We start from the raw sequence: 23,280 nt of genomic DNA, 5'->3' as shown, positions 1-23,280 counted from the left end.
AATGGCGCGCTTCTAAGTGTGCCTTGTGCCGGGTGGGGCCGGGACTTGGATCGAAAATCGCGGAAACGCTGATTTGCGAAGATCCGGTTGATCGGGTAAGTTTGAAAAGTTGCTCCGGAGCGATCCTGGCCCCTTGTGTGGGGTTTGGTGGTGCCGGGTGTGTCTGTTGTTTGAGAACTCAATAGTGTGCCAAGTTTGTTGATACCGATTGTTTTATCAATTGGTTGAAATTATGGCTGGATCATTGCGCACCCCCGTGTGTGGTGGTCTGGTTTTCAGCTGGTTTCGAATTTTGTGCAGCCGTGTTCGCCGTTATTTCCGGTGGGTGTGGTTGTGTCTGTTTGGTTTTGTTTTACTTCAACGGAGAGTTTGATCCTGGCTCAGGATGAACGCTGGCGGCGTGCTTAACACATGCAAGTCGAACGATGATCCCAGCTTGCTGGGGGATTAGTGGCGAACGGGTGAGTAACACGTGAGTAACCTGCCCTTGACTCTGGGATAAGCCTGGGAAACTGGGTCTAATACCGGATACGACCATCTGGCGCATGTCATGGTGGTGGAAAGCTTTTGTGGTTTTGGATGGACTCGCGGCCTATCAGCTTGTTGGTGGGGTAATGGCCTACCAAGGCGACGACGGGTAGCCGGCCTGAGAGGGTGACCGGCCACACTGGGACTGAGACACGGCCCAGACTCCTACGGGAGGCAGCAGTGGGGAATATTGCACAATGGGCGCAAGCCTGATGCAGCGACGCCGCGTGAGGGATGACGGCCTTCGGGTTGTAAACCTCTTTCAGTAGGGAAGAAGCGTAAGTGACGGTACCTGCAGAAGAAGCGCCGGCTAACTACGTGCCAGCAGCCGCGGTAATACGTAGGGCGCAAGCGTTATCCGGAATTATTGGGCGTAAAGAGCTCGTAGGCGGTTTGTCGCGTCTGCTGTGAAAGACCGGGGCTCAACTCCGGTTCTGCAGTGGGTACGGGCAGACTAGAGTGCAGTAGGGGAGACTGGAATTCCTGGTGTAGCGGTGAAATGCGCAGATATCAGGAGGAACACCGATGGCGAAGGCAGGTCTCTGGGCTGTAACTGACGCTGAGGAGCGAAAGCATGGGGAGCGAACAGGATTAGATACCCTGGTAGTCCATGCCGTAAACGTTGGGCACTAGGTGTGGGGGACATTCCACGTTTTCCGCGCCGTAGCTAACGCATTAAGTGCCCCGCCTGGGGAGTACGGCCGCAAGGCTAAAACTCAAAGGAATTGACGGGGGCCCGCACAAGCGGCGGAGCATGCGGATTAATTCGATGCAACGCGAAGAACCTTACCAAGGCTTGACATGAACCGGAAAGACCTGGAAACAGGTGCCCCGCTTGCGGTCGGTTTACAGGTGGTGCATGGTTGTCGTCAGCTCGTGTCGTGAGATGTTGGGTTAAGTCCCGCAACGAGCGCAACCCTCGTTCTATGTTGCCAGCGCGTTATGGCGGGGACTCATAGGAGACTGCCGGGGTCAACTCGGAGGAAGGTGGGGACGACGTCAAATCATCATGCCCCTTATGTCTTGGGCTTCACGCATGCTACAATGGCCGGTACAAAGGGTTGCGATACTGTGAGGTGGAGCTAATCCCAAAAAGCCGGTCTCAGTTCGGATTGGGGTCTGCAACTCGACCCCATGAAGTCGGAGTCGCTAGTAATCGCAGATCAGCAACGCTGCGGTGAATACGTTCCCGGGCCTTGTACACACCGCCCGTCAAGTCACGAAAGTTGGTAACACCCGAAGCCGGTGGCCTAACCCTTGTGGGGGGAGCCGTCGAAGGTGGGACCGGCGATTGGGACTAAGTCGTAACAAGGTAGCCGTACCGGAAGGTGCGGCTGGATCACCTCCTTTCTAAGGAGCTGCTAACAACTGGTTGCTGTGCCTGCATGGGTGTGGTGGTGGTTGTCAGTGTTGCCCATTGCGCAGGCGTCTGTTCTGCGGTGGGTGCTCATGGGTGGAATATCAACGAATCAAACTTGTTTGGCATGGCCTTCACCGGTTGTGTCCTGGTGCCAGTACGGCAACCCGTGTCCCCTTTTGGGGGGTGTGGTGTTGTGTGGAACGCGTCGGGGCGTGGTGTGTGTGGGGTTGTGTTTGGCGCACTGTTGGGTCCTGAGGCAACAGGACCTTTTTGCAGCAATGCGGAGAGCATCTTCTGGTGTTTCTTTTGTTCCTGCTTCCGGTACTTACCATCGTGTCCCCGTTCGTGGGGTGGTGGTGGTCTGGTTGACGGGGTTGTTGTTTGAGAACTACATAGTGGACGCGAGCATCTAGAACACACACACGCCTTCGTGTGGGTGTGTGTTCTTACAGCAATTTCTTATGAATGAACCTGGCCCTTGTGGTCATGGTTCTCTCGAGTAAGTTTATTGATCTTGTGTGGTCAAGTTTTTAAGGGCACACGGTGGATGCCTTGGCATTAGGAGCCGAAGAAGGACGTAGGAATCTGCGATAAGCCTGGGGGAGTTGATAACCGAGCGTTGATCCCAGGATGTCCGAATGGGGAAACCCCGCACAACGCTGTGAGGTGATTGTGTGACCCGCATCTGAACACATAGGGTGCGTGGGGGGAACGCGGGGAAGTGAAACATCTCAGTACCCGCAGGAAGAGAAAACAATAGTGATTCCGTTAGTAGTGGCGAGCGAACGCGGATCAGGCTAAACCGTTTCCATGTGTGATAGCCGGCGGGCGTTGCATGGGCGGGGTTGTGGGACTTTCCGTTCTGGTTCTGCCGGACCAGTGAGGTGAGGTGCAGGCATAGGTGAACGGTCTTGAAAGGCCGGCCAGAGAGGGTGTGAGCCCCGTAACCGTAATGTTGTGCACGGCCTGGGGAGTATCCCAAGTAGCACGGGGCCCGAGAAATCCCGTGCGAATCTGTCAGGACCACCTGATAAGCCTAAATACTTCCTAATGACCGATAGCGGACCAGTACCGTGAGGGAAAGGTGAAAAGTACCCCGGGAGGGGAGTGAAACAGTACCTGAAACCGTGTGCTTACAATCCGTCGGAGCCAGTCTGATTCTGGTGACGGCGTGCCTTTTGAAGAATGAGCCTGCGAGTTAGTGTTACGTCGCGAGGTTAACCCGTGTGGGGTAGCCGTAGCGAAAGCGAGTCTGAATAGGGCGAGTGTAGTGGCGTGATCTAGACCCGAAGCGGAGTGATCTACCCATGGCCAGGTTGAAGCGACGGTAAGACGTCGTGGAGGACCGAACCCACTTCAGTTGAAAATGGAGGGGATGAGCTGTGGGTAGGGGTGAAAGGCCAATCAAACTCCGTGATAGCTGGTTCTCCCCGAAATGCATTTAGGTGCAGCGTTGCGTGTTTCTTGCCGGAGGTAGAGCTACTGGATGGCCGATGGGCCCTACAAGGTTACTGACGTCAGCCAAACTCCGAATGCCGGTAAGTCAGAGCGCAGCAGTGAGACTGTGGGGGATAAGCTTCATAGTCGAGAGGGAAACAGCCCAGACCACCAACTAAGGCCCCTAAGCGTGTGCTAAGTGGGAAAGGATGTGGAGTTGCGAAGACAACCAGGAGGTTGGCTTAGAAGCAGCCATCCTTGAAAGAGTGCGTAATAGCTCACTGGTCAAGTGATTCCGCGCCGACAATGTAGCGGGGCTCAAGTACACCGCCGAAGTTGTGGATTTCACATAATGCCCTAGCCTTCGTGGTTCAGGGGTGTGGAGTGGTAGGGGAGCGTCGTGTGGGCAGTGAAGTCGCGGTGGAAACCAGCGGTGGAGCCTACACGAGTGAGAATGCAGGCATGAGTAGCGAAAGACGGGTGAGAAACCCGTCCGCCGAATGATCAAGGGTTCCAGGGTCAAGCTAATCTGCCCTGGGTAAGTCGGGACCTAAGGCGAGGCCGACAGGCGTAGTCGATGGACAACGGGTTGATATTCCCGTACCGGCGAAAAACCGCCCATGCCAAGCGGGGGATACTAACCGCCCGGAGCCTGCCCGCTCACCCTTGTGGTGTTGTGGGTTTTGGCCGAGCGCGGGACCTGATCCCGGGAGGTAAGCGTATTAACAGGTGTGACGCAGGAAGGTAGCCGGGCCGGGCGATGGTTGCCCCGGTCTAAGGATGTAGGGTCAGGGATAGGCAAATCCGTTCCTGTGTGTTTCGAGCACGATCCTGAGATCTGATGGGACCCCCGTATGGGGGGATCCGGTGATCCTATGCTGCCAAGAAAAGCATCGACGCGAGGTTTTAGCCGCCCGTACCCCAAACCGACACAGGTGATCAGGTAGAGAATACCAAGGCGATCGAGAGAATTATGGTTAAGGAACTCGGCAAAATGCCCCCGTAACTTCGGGAGAAGGGGGGCCTGCCCCGTGATGGAGACTTGCTCTCCGTGAGCGGGTGTGGGCCGCAGAGACCAGGGGGAAGCGACTGTTTACTAAAAACACAGGTCCGTGCGAAGTCGCAAGACGATGTATACGGACTGACTCCTGCCCGGTGCTGGAAGGTTAAGAGGACCGGTTAGCCACTTGTGGCGAAGCTGAGAATTTAAGCCCCAGTAAACGGCGGTGGTAACTATAACCATCCTAAGGTAGCGAAATTCCTTGTCGGGTAAGTTCCGACCTGCACGAATGGAGTAACGACTTCCCCGCTGTCTCAACCATAAACTCGGCGAAATTGCAGTACGAGTAAAGATGCTCGTTACGCGCAGCAGGACGGAAAGACCCCGAGACCTTTACTATAGTTTGGTATTGGTGTTCGGAGTGGCTTGTGTAGGATAGGTGGGAGACGTTGAAACCCGGACGCCAGTTCGGGTGGAGTCATCGTTGAAATACCACTCTGGTCACTTTGGACATCTAACTTCGGCCCGTGATCCGGGTCAGGGACAGTGCCTGATGGGTAGTTTAACTGGGGCGGTTGCCTCCTAAAAAGTAACGGAGGCGCCCAAAGGTTCCCTCAGCCTGGTTGGCAATCAGGTGTCGAGTGTAAGTGCACAAGGGAGCTTGACTGTGAGAGAGACATCTCAAGCAGGGACGAAAGTCGGGACTAGTGATCCGGCGGTACATTGTGGAATGGCCGTCGCTCAACGGATAAAAGGTACCTCGGGGATAACAGGCTGATCTTGCCCAAGAGTCCATATCGACGGCATGGTTTGGCACCTCGATGTCGGCTCGTCGCATCCTGGGGCTGGAGTAGGTCCCAAGGGTTGGGCTGTTCGCCCATTAAAGCGGTACGCGAGCTGGGTTTAGAACGTCGTGAGACAGTTCGGTCCCTATCCGCTGCGCGCGCAGGAAATTTGAGAAGGGCTGTCCTTAGTACGAGAGGACCGGGACGGACGAACCTCTGGTGTGTCAGTTGTACTGCCAAGTGCATCGCTGATTAGCTACGTTCGGATGGGATAACCGCTGAAAGCATCTAAGCGGGAAGCTCGCTTCAAGATGAGATTTCCATACACATTATGTGTGAGAGGCCCCCAGCCAGACCACTGGGTTGATAGGCCGGATGTGGAAGCGAGGACTAAAGACTCGTGAAGCTGACCGGTACTAATAGGCCAACAACTTACACCACACACAACACACTGCACGCGTCCACTATGTGGTTCCCGAACAACAACCCGCTTGTTCCAGGAACAAAACACAACTAAATAACAACACCACAGTTGTAACCACCACAGATTTCCCACCCCGAAAAAACGCCCACACCAGGCAAACCACGGGGACGGGTAACAAGGTTACGGCGGTCATAGCGTGGGGGAAACGCCCGGTCCCATTCCGAACCCGGAAGCTAAGACCCACAGCGCCGATGGTACTGCACCCGGGAGGGTGTGGGAGAGTAGGACACCGCCGGACAACCATTAGGTAGAGACCCCCCAACCCACAGGGTTGGGGGGTCTCCCGCATTTAACAACCACCCCAAAACAAAAGCCTCCACCACCACGGAGGCTTCACCCCTTTAACCACCAAACTCACGCCGACACCCAGCAGCCACCTCAAGCAGCCCCAGATAGTGATCAACGCGGCCCAGGTCCACCACGCCACTTCCGGCAGCCCGTTCCTGTCTGGCCGGTTCCAAGGCACCCAACGCCCGGCGGATCACAGAGGGCTCGCCCAGTTCGCTGGCTGCCTGGGCAATGATGCACCAAGTCGCCTCGAGTAAAAGATCCGAGGGGGGATCCGGAAGCCGCCGGAGAGTTTCACTCGCCTCGTGGTACGCGCCAGTCCTCACCAGCAAAAGGGGCCGAACCCAGCGCTCATAGGGGCCAAAGTCGCCGTCGCTCAGTTCAGCATCCTCACCCAACTCGCGGCCAAGGGTCACCAGAGCCTCGATTCCGTCAGTGAAGCCAGGCATCTCTGTCGGCGACGGAGGTGGCTGGCTGTCGCCGAGGAAAGTCCACCGGAACCAGTGGGTGAACACGCTCGCCAACGGTCTCTCGTGCCGCTGGGCCAGCCGGTCCACCGTATCGGCTTCGGTGCTGGCTGAGCTGATGTCATTCATGGCGCACAATGCCTGCATACGAATCAGCCGCCCGTTGATTTCAAAGGTGGGCGAATCGGCGTCGAACGCTGTTGTTATCAGCTCCTGGCCGATTTCGGCGCGATCTGCTGCAAGGCCGGCTGAGGTGAAGGTCTGCATAAACCGGGCGCTCAGGGCGAAACAGAGCAGTTGCGCGTCCCCTAGTCTCCTGGCGATTGACTCCGCTTCGCTGACTTCCGAGTGGCGAGCGCCGGTGCCCCGGGATTCCATGGCTATGGTGGCCAGGAGACGGGCACGGGTTCGGTCGTTGAGGCCTGGGTTGGCGGCAAGCGCATCCTCCGCAGCGGCCATCACGACGGCGGCAGCAACTGGGTCATCCGGGCGCGTCCAAATCCCGGGTATGTCGTAGCCGCCAATGACGCGGGCGGCGAGTGCGGGATCGTTCAGGTCTGCAGCAGCTTGGATGGCCGCTATGCGTTGGGTGCGAGCTGTCTCAAGATTGCCAGCGACTGCCAAGCTGCCCAACACAGCGTTTGAGGCTTCCAGTTGAACTCTCGTGCCGCTTCTGGAATAGGCGGTGGCAGTCATGGCCAAACGGAGGGGTTCCACGTGGTGCAACCCGGGATCCCTGCGGAGCATCCTGCCCTCCAGATCCACGAGCGCGGGGCTTGGGTCCAGCCCCAGTTCGTTGGCATGCTGCGCCCGTGCCCGCCGAAGGACGGCCAATGCATCGCCTTGGCGGTGACTTTGGTACAGCGTCATGGCCAGCAAGCGCCATCCTTCCTCGCGCCAGGGGTTCTCCTCCACCTGTGCTTCCAGCATGGCAACGGCCTCCGCCGGCTGGCCGCAGTCCAGGCACGCGGAGGCAAAGCGTTCGACGGCGGTCTGCCGCAGCCCGGTAAGTCGTTTTACCTCTGGAAGGGCCCAAGGCCGCTCGGCGAATTCATGAAAGGCTGCGCCCCGCCACTCGCCGAGTGCGGTGGACAAGAGTGATTCGGCCTGGTTGGGCGTCGCTCCAACTGCTCGGGACACTGCCGCCCCGAACCTCCAAGCATCAACGGCGTCGAGATCGAGTCGAAGGGCGTACCCATCGCGCACCGTAACGAGCACCGAGGGTGGGGTGCGTGGTAGCCGACGTGGTTCCAGGATGCGGCGAAGCTCACCAACGAAAGTGCGGACTGCTCCGACAGCTCCCGGTGGCGGCTTACCGTCCCACAGTTCATCAATGAGTGACGCCGTTGAGATATCGCGGCCTCGCAGTGCAACGAGCATGCCAAGGATTTCCCTATGCCGGCGCTTGGAGAGTTCCTGCATTTCTCCATCAACACTCACCTGGAGGGGTCCGAGGACACGGATCTGCACAGTACTTCGGATTGACGCAGTAGTCACGTGTCAATCGTAGTGAGGAAGTAAGACAACCAAGGGTGTCCATTGCCTGCCACGGGTCCAGCTGATTCGCTGCTGATTCGGTGGCAGGAGAGTGGGTCTACCACCAATGAATGGAGACTCCATTGACTTTGACACTGCTTCCCGAGGCCACCTATCACCGCGTACCTGTAGCACCTGACGTCGAACTGAACGTCGCAGTGGCGGGGCACGGGCCCGCCGTCGTACTTTTGCATGGCTTTCCGCAGACGCACCTCATGTGGAGGCATATCGCCGCAGACTTGGTGGCGGACCACACGGTCATATGCCCGGACCTTCGTGGCTACGGGGCAAGCGATAAACCGGCAGGGGAAGCGGAGGAAACGTACTCGAAGCGGACGATGGCCGCGGACATCGTCGCGGCCGCCCGGGGCCTTGGGCACCATCGCTTCGCACTGGCGGGTCACGATCGTGGCGCCCTGGTTGCTGTGCGGGCAGGTTTGGACCATCCCGACGCCGTCAGCCACCTGCTGGTCCTGGATGTGCTGCCGACGTTGGATATGTGGGATATCCTCCACGGGGCGGATGCGAAAGTGGCTTGGCACCTTTATCTGATGGCTCAGCCAGCGGGAATCCCCGAGCCCATGATCGAAGCGACTGCAGACTCCTTCTTTGCATCGTTCATCGACGGATGGGCGGCCGATTCTGAAGCGATCCCGCCACGGTATCGGGAGGAGTATCTGAAGGCATCCGGTCAGGCAGTGTGGTCAATCGTTGCGGACTACCGGGCTTCTGCGGGAATCGACGTCGCGCATGATCGCGCCGATAGGAACGGTGCACACACCCTGCCAATGCCAGTGACGGTGATGCAACAGGACTGGGGAGCGCTGCTGGGCTATGACGCCGCTGCCCTGTGGCGTGCTTGGGCGCCGGATCTTAAACACATGACCGTGAACATTGGCCATTTCATGGCTGAGGAGAATCCCGCGGCGGTGGTCGCGGCCATGCGCGAGTTGATGGAGCGCTAAGGAGCAGAGTCCGACGGCGGTTGGTGGGGTTTTGGGGGTGTGTGGGGTGGGGTTGGGGGTGGATTTGCGTTGGGGGTGTGGGGCGTGTATTGTTTTCTGAGTCGCCGGGTGCGAAACGGAAAGCCGGAAGGTGTGTACGGTTCGGTAGGCGGCCAAAAATAACTCTTCTTTTCCAATGGCCCTGTTGGGTGCGCTGCTTTTGTGGTGTGCTGTGGGTGATGTTTTGGGGGGTCTGTTGTTTGAGAACTCAATAGTGTGCCAAGTTTGTTGATACCGATTGTTTTATCAATTGGTTGAAATTATGGCCGGATTGCTGCGCACCCCCGTGTGTGGTGGTCTGGTTTTCAGCTGGTTTCGAATTTTGTGCAGCCGCGTTCTACCGTTATTTCCGGTGGGTGTGGTTGTGTCTGTTTGGTTTTGTTTTACTTCAACGGAGAGTTTGATCCTGGCTCAGGATGAACGCTGGCGGCGTGCTTAACACATGCAAGTCGAACGATGATCCCAGCTTGCTGGGGGATTAGTGGCGAACGGGTGAGTAACACGTGAGTAACCTGCCCTTGACTCTGGGATAAGCCTGGGAAACTGGGTCTAATACCGGATACGACCATCTGGCGCATGTCATGGTGGTGGAAAGCTTTTGTGGTTTTGGATGGACTCGCGGCCTATCAGCTTGTTGGTGGGGTAATGGCCTACCAAGGCGACGACGGGTAGCCGGCCTGAGAGGGTGACCGGCCACACTGGGACTGAGACACGGCCCAGACTCCTACGGGAGGCAGCAGTGGGGAATATTGCACAATGGGCGCAAGCCTGATGCAGCGACGCCGCGTGAGGGATGACGGCCTTCGGGTTGTAAACCTCTTTCAGTAGGGAAGAAGCGTAAGTGACGGTACCTGCAGAAGAAGCGCCGGCTAACTACGTGCCAGCAGCCGCGGTAATACGTAGGGCGCAAGCGTTATCCGGAATTATTGGGCGTAAAGAGCTCGTAGGCGGTTTGTCGCGTCTGCTGTGAAAGACCGGGGCTCAACTCCGGTTCTGCAGTGGGTACGGGCAGACTAGAGTGCAGTAGGGGAGACTGGAATTCCTGGTGTAGCGGTGAAATGCGCAGATATCAGGAGGAACACCGATGGCGAAGGCAGGTCTCTGGGCTGTAACTGACGCTGAGGAGCGAAAGCATGGGGAGCGAACAGGATTAGATACCCTGGTAGTCCATGCCGTAAACGTTGGGCACTAGGTGTGGGGGACATTCCACGTTTTCCGCGCCGTAGCTAACGCATTAAGTGCCCCGCCTGGGGAGTACGGCCGCAAGGCTAAAACTCAAAGGAATTGACGGGGGCCCGCACAAGCGGCGGAGCATGCGGATTAATTCGATGCAACGCGAAGAACCTTACCAAGGCTTGACATGAACCGGAAAGACCTGGAAACAGGTGCCCCGCTTGCGGTCGGTTTACAGGTGGTGCATGGTTGTCGTCAGCTCGTGTCGTGAGATGTTGGGTTAAGTCCCGCAACGAGCGCAACCCTCGTTCTATGTTGCCAGCGCGTTATGGCGGGGACTCATAGGAGACTGCCGGGGTCAACTCGGAGGAAGGTGGGGACGACGTCAAATCATCATGCCCCTTATGTCTTGGGCTTCACGCATGCTACAATGGCCGGTACAAAGGGTTGCGATACTGTGAGGTGGAGCTAATCCCAAAAAGCCGGTCTCAGTTCGGATTGGGGTCTGCAACTCGACCCCATGAAGTCGGAGTCGCTAGTAATCGCAGATCAGCAACGCTGCGGTGAATACGTTCCCGGGCCTTGTACACACCGCCCGTCAAGTCACGAAAGTTGGTAACACCCGAAGCCGGTGGCCTAACCCTTGTGGGGGGAGCCGTCGAAGGTGGGACCGGCGATTGGGACTAAGTCGTAACAAGGTAGCCGTACCGGAAGGTGCGGCTGGATCACCTCCTTTCTAAGGAGCTGCTAACAACTGGTTGCTGTGCCTGCATGGGTGTGGTGGTGGTTGTCAGTGTTGCCCATTGCGCAGGCGTCTGTTCTGCGGTGGGTGCTCATGGGTGGAATATCAACGAATCAAACTTGTTTGGCATGGCCTTCACCGGTTGTGTCCTGGTGCCAGTACGGCAACCCGTGTCCCCTTTTGGGGGGTGTGGTGTTGTGTGGAACGCGTCGGGGCGTGGTGTGTGTGGGGTTGTGTTTGGCGCACTGTTGGGTCCTGAGGCAACAGGACCTTTTTGCAGCAATGCGGAGAGCATCTTCTGGTGTTTCTTTTGTTCCTGCTTCCGGTACTTACCATCGTGTCCCCGTTCGTGGGGTGGTGGTGGTCTGGTTGACGGGGTTGTTGTTTGAGAACTACATAGTGGACGCGAGCATCTAGAACACACACACGCCTTCGTGTGGGTGTGTGTTCTTACAGCAATTTCTTATGAATGAACCTGGCCCTTGTGGTCATGGTTCTCTCGAGTAAGTTTATTGATCTTGTGTGGTCAAGTTTTTAAGGGCACACGGTGGATGCCTTGGCATTAGGAGCCGAAGAAGGACGTAGGAATCTGCGATAAGCCTGGGGGAGTTGATAACCGAGCGTTGATCCCAGGATGTCCGAATGGGGAAACCCCGCACAACGCTGTGAGGTGATTGTGTGACCCGCATCTGAACACATAGGGTGCGTGGGGGGAACGCGGGGAAGTGAAACATCTCAGTACCCGCAGGAAGAGAAAACAATAGTGATTCCGTTAGTAGTGGCGAGCGAACGCGGATCAGGCTAAACCGTTTCCATGTGTGATAGCCGGCGGGCGTTGCATGGGCGGGGTTGTGGGACTTTCCGTTCTGGTTCTGCCGGACCAGTGAGGTGAGGTGCAGGCATAGGTGAACGGTCTTGAAAGGCCGGCCAGAGAGGGTGTGAGCCCCGTAACCGTAATGTTGTGCACGGCCTGGGGAGTATCCCAAGTAGCACGGGGCCCGAGAAATCCCGTGCGAATCTGTCAGGACCACCTGATAAGCCTAAATACTTCCTAATGACCGATAGCGGACCAGTACCGTGAGGGAAAGGTGAAAAGTACCCCGGGAGGGGAGTGAAACAGTACCTGAAACCGTGTGCTTACAATCCGTCGGAGCCAGTCTGATTCTGGTGACGGCGTGCCTTTTGAAGAATGAGCCTGCGAGTTAGTGTTACGTCGCGAGGTTAACCCGTGTGGGGTAGCCGTAGCGAAAGCGAGTCTGAATAGGGCGAGTGTAGTGGCGTGATCTAGACCCGAAGCGGAGTGATCTACCCATGGCCAGGTTGAAGCGACGGTAAGACGTCGTGGAGGACCGAACCCACTTCAGTTGAAAATGGAGGGGATGAGCTGTGGGTAGGGGTGAAAGGCCAATCAAACTCCGTGATAGCTGGTTCTCCCCGAAATGCATTTAGGTGCAGCGTTGCGTGTTTCTTGCCGGAGGTAGAGCTACTGGATGGCCGATGGGCCCTACAAGGTTACTGACGTCAGCCAAACTCCGAATGCCGGTAAGTCAGAGCGCAGCAGTGAGACTGTGGGGGATAAGCTTCATAGTCGAGAGGGAAACAGCCCAGACCACCAACTAAGGCCCCTAAGCGTGTGCTAAGTGGGAAAGGATGTGGAGTTGCGAAGACAACCAGGAGGTTGGCTTAGAAGCAGCCATCCTTGAAAGAGTGCGTAATAGCTCACTGGTCAAGTGATTCCGCGCCGACAATGTAGCGGGGCTCAAGTACACCGCCGAAGTTGTGGATTTCACATAATGCCCTAGCCTTCGTGGTTCAGGGGTGTGGAGTGGTAGGGGAGCGTCGTGTGGGCAGTGAAGTCGCGGTGGAAACCAGCGGTGGAGCCTACACGAGTGAGAATGCAGGCATGAGTAGCGAAAGACGGGTGAGAAACCCGTCCGCCGAATGATCAAGGGTTCCAGGGTCAAGCTAATCTGCCCTGGGTAAGTCGGGACCTAAGGCGAGGCCGACAGGCGTAGTCGATGGACAACGGGTTGATATTCCCGTACCGGCGAAAAACCGCCCATGCCAAGCGGGGGATACTAACCGCCCGGAGCCTGCCCGCTCACCCTTGTGGTGTTGTGGGTTTTGGCCGAGCGCGGGACCTGATCCCGGGAGGTAAGCGTATTAACAGGTGTGACGCAGGAAGGTAGCCGGGCCGGGCGATGGTTGCCCCGGTCTAAGGATGTAGGGTCAGGGATAGGCAAATCCGTTCCTGTGTGTTTCGAGCACGATCCTGAGATCTGATGGGACCCCCGTATGGGGGGATCCGGTGATCCTATGCTGCCAAGAAAAGCATCGACGCGAGGTTTTAGCCGCCCGTACCCCAAACCGACACAGGTGATCAGGTAGAGAATACCAAGGCGATCGAGAGAATTATGGTTAAGGAACTCGGCAAAATGCCCCCGTAACTTCGGGAGAAGGGGGGCCTGCCCCGTGATGGAGACTTGCTCTCCGTGAGCGGGTGTGGGCCGCAGAGACCAGGGGGAAGCGACTGTTTACTAAAAACACAGGTCCGTGCGAAGTCGCAAGACGATGTATACGGACTGACTCCTGCCCGGTGCTGGAAGGTTAAGAGGACCGGTTAGCCACTTGTGGCGAAGCTGAGAATTTAAGCCCCAGTAAACGGCGGTGGTAACTATAACCATCCTAAGGTAGCGAAATTCCTTGTCGGGTAAGTTCCGACCTGCACGAATGGAGTAACGACTTCCCCGCTGTCTCAACCATAAACTCGGCGAAATTGCAGTACGAGTAAAGATGCTCGTTACGCGCAGCAGGACGGAAAGACCCCGAGACCTTTACTATAGTTTGGTATTGGTGTTCGGAGTGGCTTGTGTAGGATAGGTGGGAGACGTTGAAACCCGGACGCCAGTTCGGGTGGAGTCATCGTTGAAATACCACTCTGGTCACTTTGGACATCTAACTTCGGCCCGTGATCCGGGTCAGGGACAGTGCCTGATGGGTAGTTTAACTGGGGCGGTTGCCTCCTAAAAAGTAACGGAGGCGCCCAAAGGTTCCCTCAGCCTGGTTGGCAATCAGGTGTCGAGTGTAAGTGCACAAGGGAGCTTGACTGTGAGAGAGACATCTCAAGCAGGGACGAAAGTCGGGACTAGTGATCCGGCGGTACATTGTGGAATGGCCGTCGCTCAACGGATAAAAGGTACCTCGGGGATAACAGGCTGATCTTGCCCAAGAGTCCATATCGACGGCATGGTTTGGCACCTCGATGTCGGCTCGTCGCATCCTGGGGCTGGAGTAGGTCCCAAGGGTTGGGCTGTTCGCCCATTAAAGCGGTACGCGAGCTGGGTTTAGAACGTCGTGAGACAGTTCGGTCCCTATCCGCTGCGCGCGCAGGAAATTTGAGAAGGGCTGTCCTTAGTACGAGAGGACCGGGACGGACGAACCTCTGGTGTGTCAGTTGTACTGCCAAGTGCATCGCTGATTAGCTACGTTCGGATGGGATAACCGCTGAAAGCATCTAAGCGGGAAGCTCGCTTCAAGATGAGATTTCCATACACATTATGTGTGAGAGGCCCCCAGCCAGACCACTGGGTTGATAGGCCGGATGTGGAAGCGAGGACTAAAGACTCGTGAAGCTGACCGGTACTAATAGGCCAACAACTTACACCACACACAACACACTGCACGCGTCCACTATGTGGTTCCCGAACAACAACCCGCTTGTTCCAGGAACAAAACACAACTAAATAACAACACCACAGTTGTAACCACCACAGATTTCCCACCCCGAAAAAACGCCCACACCAGGCAAACCACGGGGACGGGTAACAAGGTTACGGCGGTCATAGCGTGGGGGAAACGCCCGGTCCCATTCCGAACCCGGAAGCTAAGACCCACAGCGCCGATGGTACTGCACCCGGGAGGGTGTGGGAGAGTAGGACACCGCCGGACAACCATTAGGTAGAGACCCCCCAACCCACAGGGTTGGGGGGTCTCCCGCATTTAACAACAAAACCCACACCGCACTGTTCCTTACCCGGGCTGAAACCCGGCTGAGCTAAGACTCAGCCGGGCAACACTCACTAGCGCCAGAACTCGGTGAGGTGCTCGGCGAGGACCCTGCCCTGGCCGAAGCCGGCTTGGGCAGCAGCCGGCCGCAGCGTCAGATCCATCGCATTGATGCCGAACAGGTGCTCCGCCTCGCTGTCGGGGAAGATTGTCTCAACCCGGCTCCCGCTGCGCCGCAGTTCGTCGACTTGCCCGGATAAGTGCATGCCCCACTCCAACGGAGTCCGAGTCCGGCCGCCAAACGGAGACAGCACCAGTACGCGGCTGTACCCGGCTGCCAGGTCCGCATTCTCAGCGTTGGCCCGGTAGCCGCCGTCGATATAGTGATTGCTGCCGATAGCGTAGGCGAAGCCACTGGCGCAGCTGGCCGCCACGGCGTCAACCAATTCCACTCCGCTATGGCGGTGGAACACCACAGGTTCACCGGTTTCGGCATCAACCGCTGTGAGCAACACCAGTCGTTCCGGCCACTCCTGATGAGGCAGCCGGGCTGCAACGGTTGCGTGCCACCGCGCATTGGAGTCGTCCATAGCTGCAGCCATGTCTATCGCGGCTGCGCCCATCCTGCGGCGCATATCCGCCATATCCGCAGAGGACTCCAGGATTTTGCCTGTTCGCTCCATGTGGTCGGACACGGGCCGGGCTCTGACGGTGGCGCCAACGGTATCAACCATGCCGGAGGGTCTTGGTGGAGCAGCTGCAAGGATGGCGTCAAAGAGCTCGGCGGGGTTTGCCCAAGCAAGCTGGGCCGCCGCCGTCGATCCAGCAGACGTGCCGACGGTGAGGTCCGCGGCGGTCACGTCCAACCCGGCGTCGAACAGTCCAGCGACGACGCCGATCAGCCACGCGTTACCGGTGGAGCCGCCGCCACCGAGGATTAGAGCCCTCTCGCCGTCGGGCACCCGGTGTGAGGCGTCAACCCTTAGCTGAGGCTGGTGCGACCGAGGTTGGTCGGAAGCCGAGGCGGAGGTCAGGGGAGAAGAAGATGTTGTGTTCATGGGAGTCGCCTTTCGCGAATTGCCTGACGGGCGCTCCCAGTGGCGACTAACTCAGTCGCGAGATCGTGGACTGCAGGGGAGCGCCCACTATGGATACTGCGTACATGGGTCTCACCTCCTGGTCTTGGTTCACGATCACCCGAAAACTATCATTCAGCCGACTCACACGCAATCGCCGGGATGGTGGCAGGTAGAGTCTGGAGATGATTCTCACCCGAAGCCTGGACCGCGTCTTAGCGGGCGAAGAGGCTGGTCAGCTTCTCCTGCGCCCGCTGGAACACACAGACGCGGCCGCCCTGGCCGCTGCCTACCGGCGGAACCGTGAGCACCTGGCACCGTGGGAACCAACCCGGGCTGATGAGTTCTACACCACTACAGGCCAGTCGGCGGTGATCCAGGCGAAACTGAATCTCTACGAACAAGGCACTGAGGTGCCTTGGGTGTTGACGACAGCAAAAGGCATCATCGGGATGATCACTCTCTCCGGGATTGTCCGGGGACCCTTCTTGAATGCCAACCTCGGCTACTGGGTGGATGCGGCCTGGACGGGCAAGGGCATAGCATCAGGCGCGGTGGCCGCCGTCGTGGATATGGCCGAAAATGAGCTCTGTCTGCACCGTATCCAAGCCGCTACGCTGGTCCACAATGCGGGCTCCCAAGCCGTCTTGAAGCGGTCTGGTTTCGAGCGGATCGGGATGGCGCCCTCCTACCTGCAGATCGCGGGGGAGTGGCAGGACCACGTACTATTCCAGCGCATTCTGTTCTAGCCGGGGAGGCCCGGCAGGGCGGCGGCTGTCCCTACTGCCGATGCCGTAGGGTACGCCAAGGGCGTAAAGCACCCCTAAAAACCCCGAAAATCCGGTGATTTTGGTCAAAAAGGCGCGGAAACACGCGGAATTTGCTGGCCATGTCAGCCCAAGCTGGTAAGTTTTCGAACAGTGGCTTGCTCGCATTCCGCTTGAAAGCTCAAAAACGTATGAGTCCAGGAGGACGTAAATGGCTAAGAACCGTAGTGAACTCGTTGCAGAGGTAGCAGGCAAGGCTGGCACCAGCCAGGCAGCAGTCAACTCCGTGCTCGATGCACTGTTCGAAGTTTTCGAGACTTCTGTCGCCGCCGGCGAAAAGATCACCATCCCGGGCTGGCTCGCAGTTGAGCGCACCGACCGTGCAGCTCGCACGGGCCGCAACCCGCAGACCGGCGAAACCATCCAGATCGCAGCCGGCCACAGCGTCAAGCTGACCGCTGGCTCCAAGCTGAAGGCTGCTGTCGCCAAGAAGAAGTAACTACTCTTCGGCGAACGCCTTGAAGGGACGGCAACCTTTGGTTGCCGTCCCTTTGCCGTTATTGCTGTTAGTTAATGCACATAGCGCCTCATCCGATTCGCAGCCCGGCGGCAGGTAGCGGACAATGGATAAGTGCCATCAGCAAGAAGCTCCGCTACTGCCCCTTCGCCTGTTCCCAAGCCGGGAGCGCAGGGAGGCACTACAGTCGCGGGCATTTCCTTGCCGTGGCAACTGGCCGGCCTGGCGGTGCTGTTCCTGACTCTTGCGGCGGCCCTCATCTTCTCCGGCGCCTCAGCTGCCCGGCAGGTTTCTGATCCAGGCGAATTGGTCCGTTGGGGCCTTCCTGTGGCGAAAGCCATCCACAACGTGTCAGTGGCAACCGTGGTTGGTGGCCTGATCTTTGCCGTCGGCATCCTGCCCAAGAACCTCGGTGGCTCGCGGTCCCGTGAGAAGGATGCTGATGCGCCCGAACATCCGGCCTTCGCCCGGGCTTTGGCAGTTGCAGCGGCAGCCGGCGCAGCCTGGACTTTGTCCGCGGTGGCGGTCCTTGTACTCACTTACGCAGATGTCGCGGGGCAGGGGCTCTCGGGAGACGCGGAGTTTACGCGCTCCCTGGTCTACTTCATGACGGACATCGAGACCGGCAAAGCTTGGCTCGCGGTCACCATCATTGCCGCTGTCGTCACCACTGCGCTGTTCGGGGTGAGATCCTTGACCGGGCTGGCGTTCACTCTGCTGCTGGCCTTGATCGGCCTCATTCCCACCGCATTGATCGGACACTCCTCCAGTTCCAGCGACCACGAAGGCGCCATCAACTCGCTGGGGCTCCACCTCGTAGGGGTCTCCACGTGGGTTGGCGGCATCATCATGCTTGCGGTCCTCTCCGGCATCCTCACGGGTTCCAGGAGCAAGGGCACACCAGACATCACCGAGCAGACCTTGAGCCGCTTCTCGACACTTGCCGGCTTCGCCTTTGTCCTCGTGTTTGCCTCCGGCGTCATCAATGCCGCCATCCGAGTGACCAACCCCGCGGACCTGTTCGGGTCTCCGTACGGTCAACTCATTGTCGCGAAGTCCTTGGCCACGTTGGTGTTGGGTGGCATCGGCTTCATGCACCGACAGTGGGTTATCCCCCAGCTTGGCAAGAACGGCTCCATGTCGGCCCGCCGCGTGCTGTGGCAGCTTGTGTTGGTTGAGCTTCTGGTGATGGGCGCGACGTCGGGACTCGCCGTCGCGTTGGGACGCTCAGCCCCGCCCCAGCCCACCACCTACGCACCTGATGCATCGCCGTCGTTCATCCTCTCCGGTTACGAGCTTCCACCCGAGCTGACGCCGGAGCGCTGGCTCACGGAATGGCGCTTCGACTGGCTGTGGGTGGGAGTGGCGCTGTTCGGCGCGGTCACCTACATCCTTGGCATCATCAAGGTCCGCCGGCGTGGAGACAAATGGTCCTGGTTCCGGGCAGTCAACTGGATCATCGGACTGCTGGTACTCACTTACATCACCTCGGGCCCGCCCGCTGTCTATGGCCGCGTCCTTTTCTCTGCGCACATGGTGGACCACATGGCCCTGACCATGGTGGCGCCGATCTTCCTTGTCCTTGGCGCCCCCGTAACCCTTGCCTTGCGAGCCCTGCCCGCCAGGGGCGAAGGCGCCCACGGCTCACGTGGCTCGCGCGAGTGGCTGCTGCTGTTTGTGCACTCCAAGTTCTCGCAGATTGTGACGCACCCGCTGTTCGCCGCTGCCAACTTCGCGGGCTCCATCGTCCTGTTCTATTACTCGGACCTGTTCAGCTTGGCGATGCGCGAGCATGTGGGCCACGAGCTCATGAACGTGCACTTCCTTCTGACCGGCTACATCTTTGTGCTGAGCATGATCGGTAGCGATCCCCTTCCCCGCCGCGCCCCCTTCCCCATGCGCCTGCTTCTATTGCTGGCCACCATGGGTTTCCACGCATTCTTTGGTGTGGCCATCATGGGCGGGACCGGGCTGCTGGCCGCTGACTACTTCGGCAACCTGGGCCGGGCCTGGGGTCCGTCGGCCATCGGGGACCAGCAACTGGGCGGTGCCGTGGCGTGGGGTATCGGCGAAGTTCCCACGTTGCTGGTGGCAATCGGCGTGGCTGTCTTGTGGTCGCGATCGGACGAGCGGGAGACCCGACGGGTTGATCGTGCGGCCGACAGGAATAACGACGCCGATCTCAGTGCTTACAACGATATGTTTGCCCGGCTCGCTGACCGCGATGCCAAGATGGCGAACCGCACCACCCAAGCACCCAGGACGCCCCAAGCATCCACGACAGCGCAGGCGGAACGCAGCAACGCCGAACGCCCCACCACAGACTCTGCCGGGCAAACTGAACCGAACACCAAGCTGGAAGGACGCTGATGAGCGAAACCGTACGTACCCAACACCGGGTCCGGGCCTCCGAACTGGAGGGCCGCGGCTGGCTCAACACGGGCGGGAAATCCCTTGACCTCGAGTCCTTGCGCGGCAAGATCGTGCTGCTGGATTTTTGGACCTTCTGCTGCATCAACTGCCTGCACGTGCTGGACGAGCTGCGCCCGCTTGAGGAAAAGTACTCGGACGTACTGGTGACGGTCGGCGTGCATTCGCCCAAGTTCGAACACGAAGCGGATCCCGTAGCTCTGGCATCCGCCGTGGAACGTTACGAGATCCACCACCCTGTCCTGGACGATCCTGAACTCGCAACGTGGAAGGCGTACACCGCCCGCGCATGGCCCACACTGGTGGTCGTTGACCCCGAGGGCTACATTGTTGCCCACCTCTCCGGCGAGGGCCATGCCGACGGCTTGGCCGTCCTCCTTGAGGAACTCGTGGCCGAGCACGAAGCCAAGGGGACCCTCCACCGCGGTAACGGCCCGTATGTGGCTCCCGTGCCGACGTCGGGCACCTTGCGCTTCCCTGGTAAAGCGACTCAGCTCGCCAACGGCAACTACCTGGTAGTGGACTCGGGCCATCACCGCTTGGTGGAACTCCGCCCCGATCTTGAAACTGTGGAGCGCGTCATCGGCTCCGGCACCAAGGGGTACCTCGACGGACAGTCGGAGATCGCCCAGTTCAACGAACCCCAGGGCGTGACCCTGCTGCCGTCGGAACTGGCGTGGAAGCTCGGCTACGACGCGGTGGTTGCCGATACCGTCAACCATCGCCTGCGCGGCGTCACCCTGAGTTCCGGCTACGTTCAGACGCTCGCTGGCAATGGTGTCCAGCGGCTGCTCGACGCCGGTCCTGCCCGGGTGACGGACACCGGCGCTGGCACTTGGTCCGAACACCACGACGGCGGCCCTGCTGACTTCGCTGCCGACGCGATCGATGTTGGGGCGCTGGGTCTGGGAACCGAGGTTTCACTGTCCTCCCCGTGGGACGTGGTCTGGAGCGAAAAGCTGCAGCGGGTTGTGATCGCCATGGCCGGAACCCACCAGATCTTTGCCTTCGACCCCCTGGCCAATGAGGTTTCCATCCTTGCCGGTTCCGGACTTGAGGGCCTTCTGGACGGCAAGGCAGAGGAAGCCTGGTTCGCCCAGTCCTCCGGTCTGGCCATCGATGGTGAAGACAACATCTGGGTGGCAGACTCGGAAACATCCTCCTTGCGTCGCCTGGTGGTCAGCGATTCCGGTGTGAGCGTGGAAACCGCCATCGGCAAGGGCCTGTTTGATTTCGGGTTCCGTGATGGCGAGGCTGCTGAAGCACGCCTGCAGCACCCCTTGGGTGTCACGGTTCTGCCGGACAATTCCGTGGCCATCGCTGATACCTACAACGGTGCCGTTCGTCGCTACGATCCTGCCACCAAGTCTGTATCCACCTTGGCGAGGGGCCTCGCTGAGCCGAGCGACGTCGTCGTGGTTCAGGTAGAAGGCAGCGATCCGCTGCTGGTAGTTGTGGAGTCGAACAAGCACCAACTGGTCCTGGTTCCCATTCCCAAGGAAGCCCAGCAGGTGGACGAGGGAGCATCGCAGACTCACCGTCCCAAGAGCCCGGTAACTCCCGGGAACCTTGAGCTCGCAGTGCGTTTCCAGGCCCCCACCGGCCAGAAACTGGACGACCGTTGGGGCGATCCTACACAGCTGAAGATTTCCTCGACGCCGCCGGAACTGCTGGTCTCCGGTGGAGGCACGTCGGTGGGCTTGCTGCGCACCCTTGAACTGTCTGCTGACGTTCCCGAGGGCATCCTTCACATCACCGCCCGCGCGGCGGCCTGCGATGGCCCCGAGACCGAAGACGGCGAAATCCCCGATCACGCTGCTTGCCATCTCTACCAACAGGACTGGGGCATCCCGGTAGTCTTGCAGGCTGACGGTGAGTCCGAACTGGTGCTGGACCTGCGCGGCATGGACTAAGCCTTGCAAACTGAAATGGCCCGGGTCTGACTCCTTCAGGAGTTGGCCCGGGCCTTTTCGTGCCGTTGGACTGTTCAAAACCGGGCCAGCCCGGGTGAGTGGTTTGTCCAGTATTCAGCGCATCGAGCGTGGAGTTCCGGGTCTTCCCGGTGCGGATCCGGAGCTTGTGGCTGCTTCACAAACCCACCGGTCCCCACTACTGGCAGAGCAACGGGCGACGTGCGGAAGGGTGCATCAGTCATCGGTTGTCCCTGTCTCAGCCCCGGCTGAGCGAGCCTTATGTCGCACTGCCTGACGAGCTTCTACTGCCTCCCTCCGTTAGAAGCACTGGTTATGGTCGAAAGCGCCTACATCCGTCGGGATATCACCCTCGATTACCTGCGCCGCCGTCTACTGGGCAACCGCACTGAGACCCAGGTCTGGAACGACTGCCTTGCTTTTCATCTGGAGCCGCGTCAGTTCAAGAGAGACCGCCGGCGGGACAACGAAGCAATCAGGCAAGGAATGCTGGTGCTGAGGTTCTTCCATGACGACATCGTGTACTCGCCGGAGAATAGGCTCCGGCATGTGCGTGAAGTCCTTGTTCGTGGGCCGGCCCGAACGTGGTCGGACCAGCCCAGTTTAGGGTGGCTCTCATGGCACCGCGGGCCATGAGAGCGGTCGTGGTCCATGGAAGCTGGGCCAGTTCAGCGCGAGGGCAAAAAAAATCAGAAGGTCAGCATGGGGGTGACGGTCACAGTGTCTGCCCCTACGTCCAGCTGGGTGGTGAAGCTGAAGTCGTGCTCCACGTTGAGGTCGTTGACCAGCCCGGTGAAAAGGTTGATCTCCCGGGCAGTGAGGGTGGCCTTCCCGTTGAGCGGAGCCACCACCCATTTACCGCTGAACGGCTCAATGGTGATCTTGGGGTACTCGGTGATTGCCCACTTGATGGTTCCGTCCACCACCCGGGCGTTGCTTGCATGATAGAACGGGCAGTCCGGCTGGAGGCGCTGTTGCTCGGTGGCCTGGGCCGCGCACGTGTCCAGGAATTCCCGGACCTTGCCAGCCACGGCCTCGTTCATGGCAGCGGTGGACCGTGTCTGCAGGTTCAGGGGTGCCTGGCCGCCGTCGCGTGTTGAAACAAGGGCCGATGTCGTAGGGGCTTCGAAGTAGGTGCCATTCAGGCTTGCCTCGTACTTGCCGGGGAAGAACACGGCAAAGTTGTTCCGGCCGTTGGGCATGTTCACGGGTACGCCGTTGAGTGTGGCCTCGCTGGAATTGACCACGGTGACTTCTATGGTGGGAAGCGTTGTGGGCACGAACGCCCATTTAGCGAAGAACAGCCACTGGGTCCCGGTCCGTTCCATCAGGAATTCCGTGTGGAGACGGCTACCGTCCAAGGTGTAGTCCACCGGCACGGCCATGCGGTTGCTGCCCCGGGGTTCGGGGTTTCCAACCTTGATATCGGACATCTTGGAAGCGGCCGTTTGCAAGGCTGTGCCGTCCAACATGGCGGGGTTCGCGCTGGGAACTTTGGCGCGCAGCAAGCCTAGGGCTTCTTCACCTTCACCCTTCTGCAGGGCCTCCAGATATTCCTTGACAGGCTGTTGAGGACTGGCCACCGAGGAGCTCACCAGGTTGATGCAAACGATGGCTCCGGCGGCAGCAAGCATCAGACCGAGCAGCCATCCGGCTGCGGTCTTGACGAACGCTTGACTCAACTGCACGCCCTTTACGTTACCTGCCGCGGCCGCTATCGCCGTGCAGGAAGGCCTCGGAGCGACTTATA

8 protein-coding genes and 6 rRNA genes are annotated in these 23,280 nt (G+C 59.0%); 11 read left to right on the top strand and 3 right to left on the bottom strand.

Going from position 1 to position 23,280, the window contains the following annotated elements; genetic code table 11:
• Positions 1-357: 357 nt before the first annotated feature.
• The 3 genes from ACNAOT_RS20845 (at position 358) to rrf (ACNAOT_RS20835) (ending at position 5,832) form a co-directional block, all read left to right on the top strand.
• Positions 358-1,878 (top strand): 16S ribosomal RNA (locus ACNAOT_RS20845).
• Positions 1,879-2,408: 530 nt separating this feature from the next.
• Positions 2,409-5,551, top strand: a 23S ribosomal RNA gene (locus ACNAOT_RS20840).
• A gap of 164 nt (positions 5,552-5,715) precedes the next feature.
• Positions 5,716-5,832: ribosomal RNA gene (gene rrf, locus ACNAOT_RS20835) — 5S ribosomal RNA — on the top strand.
• The 16S, 23S and 5S rRNA genes sit together here, the layout of an rRNA operon.
• A gap of 103 nt (positions 5,833-5,935) precedes the next feature.
• On the opposite strand, the gene ACNAOT_RS20830 is transcribed toward rrf (ACNAOT_RS20835), so the two are convergent.
• Positions 5,936-7,846: an AfsR/SARP family transcriptional regulator gene (locus ACNAOT_RS20830; protein ID WP_420179231.1), complete on the bottom strand. Its 1,911-nt coding sequence runs from the start codon at positions 7,844-7,846 to the stop codon at positions 5,936-5,938.
• Between the two features lie 122 nt (positions 7,847-7,968).
• On the opposite strand from ACNAOT_RS20830, the gene ACNAOT_RS20825 reads away from it, so the two are divergent.
• From ACNAOT_RS20825 to rrf (ACNAOT_RS20810), 4 genes are all read left to right on the top strand, one after another.
• Positions 7,969-8,850 (top strand): alpha/beta fold hydrolase, encoded by an 882-nt coding sequence (locus tag ACNAOT_RS20825; protein ID WP_420179230.1) that lies wholly within the window; start codon positions 7,969-7,971, stop codon positions 8,848-8,850.
• Positions 8,851-9,277: 427 nt separating this feature from the next.
• Positions 9,278-10,798 (top strand): 16S ribosomal RNA (locus tag ACNAOT_RS20820).
• Positions 10,799-11,328: 530 nt separating this feature from the next.
• A 23S ribosomal RNA gene (locus tag ACNAOT_RS20815) occupies positions 11,329-14,471 on the top strand.
• Between the two features lie 164 nt (positions 14,472-14,635).
• Positions 14,636-14,752: ribosomal RNA gene (gene rrf / locus ACNAOT_RS20810) — 5S ribosomal RNA — on the top strand.
• 131 nt (positions 14,753-14,883) lie between these two features.
• On the opposite strand, the gene ACNAOT_RS20805 is transcribed toward rrf (ACNAOT_RS20810), so the two are convergent.
• The gene (locus ACNAOT_RS20805; RefSeq protein WP_420179229.1) at positions 14,884-15,867 is read right to left on the bottom strand and encodes a patatin-like phospholipase family protein; all 984 of its coding nucleotides are present in this window, start codon (positions 15,865-15,867) and stop codon (positions 14,884-14,886) included.
• A 203-nt stretch (positions 15,868-16,070) separates the two neighbouring features.
• Here ACNAOT_RS20805 and ACNAOT_RS20800 point away from each other — a divergent pair, with 203 nt between their 5' ends.
• From ACNAOT_RS20800 to ACNAOT_RS20785, 4 genes are all read left to right on the top strand, one after another.
• Positions 16,071-16,634: a GNAT family N-acetyltransferase gene (locus tag ACNAOT_RS20800; RefSeq protein ID WP_420179228.1), complete on the top strand. Its 564-nt coding sequence runs from the start codon at positions 16,071-16,073 to the stop codon at positions 16,632-16,634.
• Positions 16,635-16,863: 229 nt separating this feature from the next.
• Entirely contained in the window at positions 16,864-17,151 is a 288-nt protein-coding gene (locus ACNAOT_RS20795; protein WP_011776355.1) for an HU family DNA-binding protein, read from the top strand.
• A 132-nt stretch (positions 17,152-17,283) separates the two neighbouring features.
• Positions 17,284-19,539: a cytochrome c oxidase assembly protein gene (locus tag ACNAOT_RS20790; protein ID WP_420179227.1), complete on the top strand. Its 2,256-nt coding sequence runs from the start codon at positions 17,284-17,286 to the stop codon at positions 19,537-19,539.
• Positions 19,539-21,512: an NHL domain-containing thioredoxin family protein gene (locus ACNAOT_RS20785; protein ID WP_364308850.1), complete on the top strand. Its 1,974-nt coding sequence runs from the start codon at positions 19,539-19,541 to the stop codon at positions 21,510-21,512. Before ACNAOT_RS20790 ends, ACNAOT_RS20785 begins: the two co-directional genes overlap by 1 nt.
• Before the next feature lie 707 nt (positions 21,513-22,219).
• On the opposite strand, the gene ACNAOT_RS20780 is transcribed toward ACNAOT_RS20785, so the two are convergent.
• A complete protein-coding gene (locus ACNAOT_RS20780) occupies positions 22,220-23,248 on the bottom strand; it encodes a hypothetical protein (RefSeq protein ID WP_091469704.1) in 1,029 nt (342 codons plus the stop codon).
• Between the last annotated feature and the right edge of the window lie 32 nt (positions 23,249-23,280).

Source organism: Paenarthrobacter sp. TA1.8 (genome assembly GCF_048595705.1).
GTDB lineage: Bacteria > Actinomycetota > Actinomycetes > Actinomycetales > Micrococcaceae > Arthrobacter > Arthrobacter nitroguajacolicus.
The sequence above is the reverse complement of the archived record's forward strand: the minus strand, read 5'-3'. Positions and strand labels throughout refer to the sequence as shown.

What these genes read in the sequence shown, in the direction of transcription:
- ACNAOT_RS20795 (WP_011776355.1), top strand. Translation starts at nt 16,864, where the DNA reads ATGGCTAAGAACCGTAGTGAACTCGTTGCAGAGGTAGCAGGCAAGGCT.
- ACNAOT_RS20785 (WP_364308850.1), top strand. Translation starts at nt 19,539, where the DNA reads ATGAGCGAAACCGTACGTACCCAACACCGGGTCCGGGCCTCCGAACTG.
- ACNAOT_RS20805 (WP_420179229.1), bottom strand. Translation starts at nt 15,867, where the DNA reads ATGAACACAACATCTTCTTCTCCCCTGACCTCCGCCTCGGCTTCCGAC.
- ACNAOT_RS20800 (WP_420179228.1), top strand. Translation starts at nt 16,071, where the DNA reads ATGATTCTCACCCGAAGCCTGGACCGCGTCTTAGCGGGCGAAGAGGCT.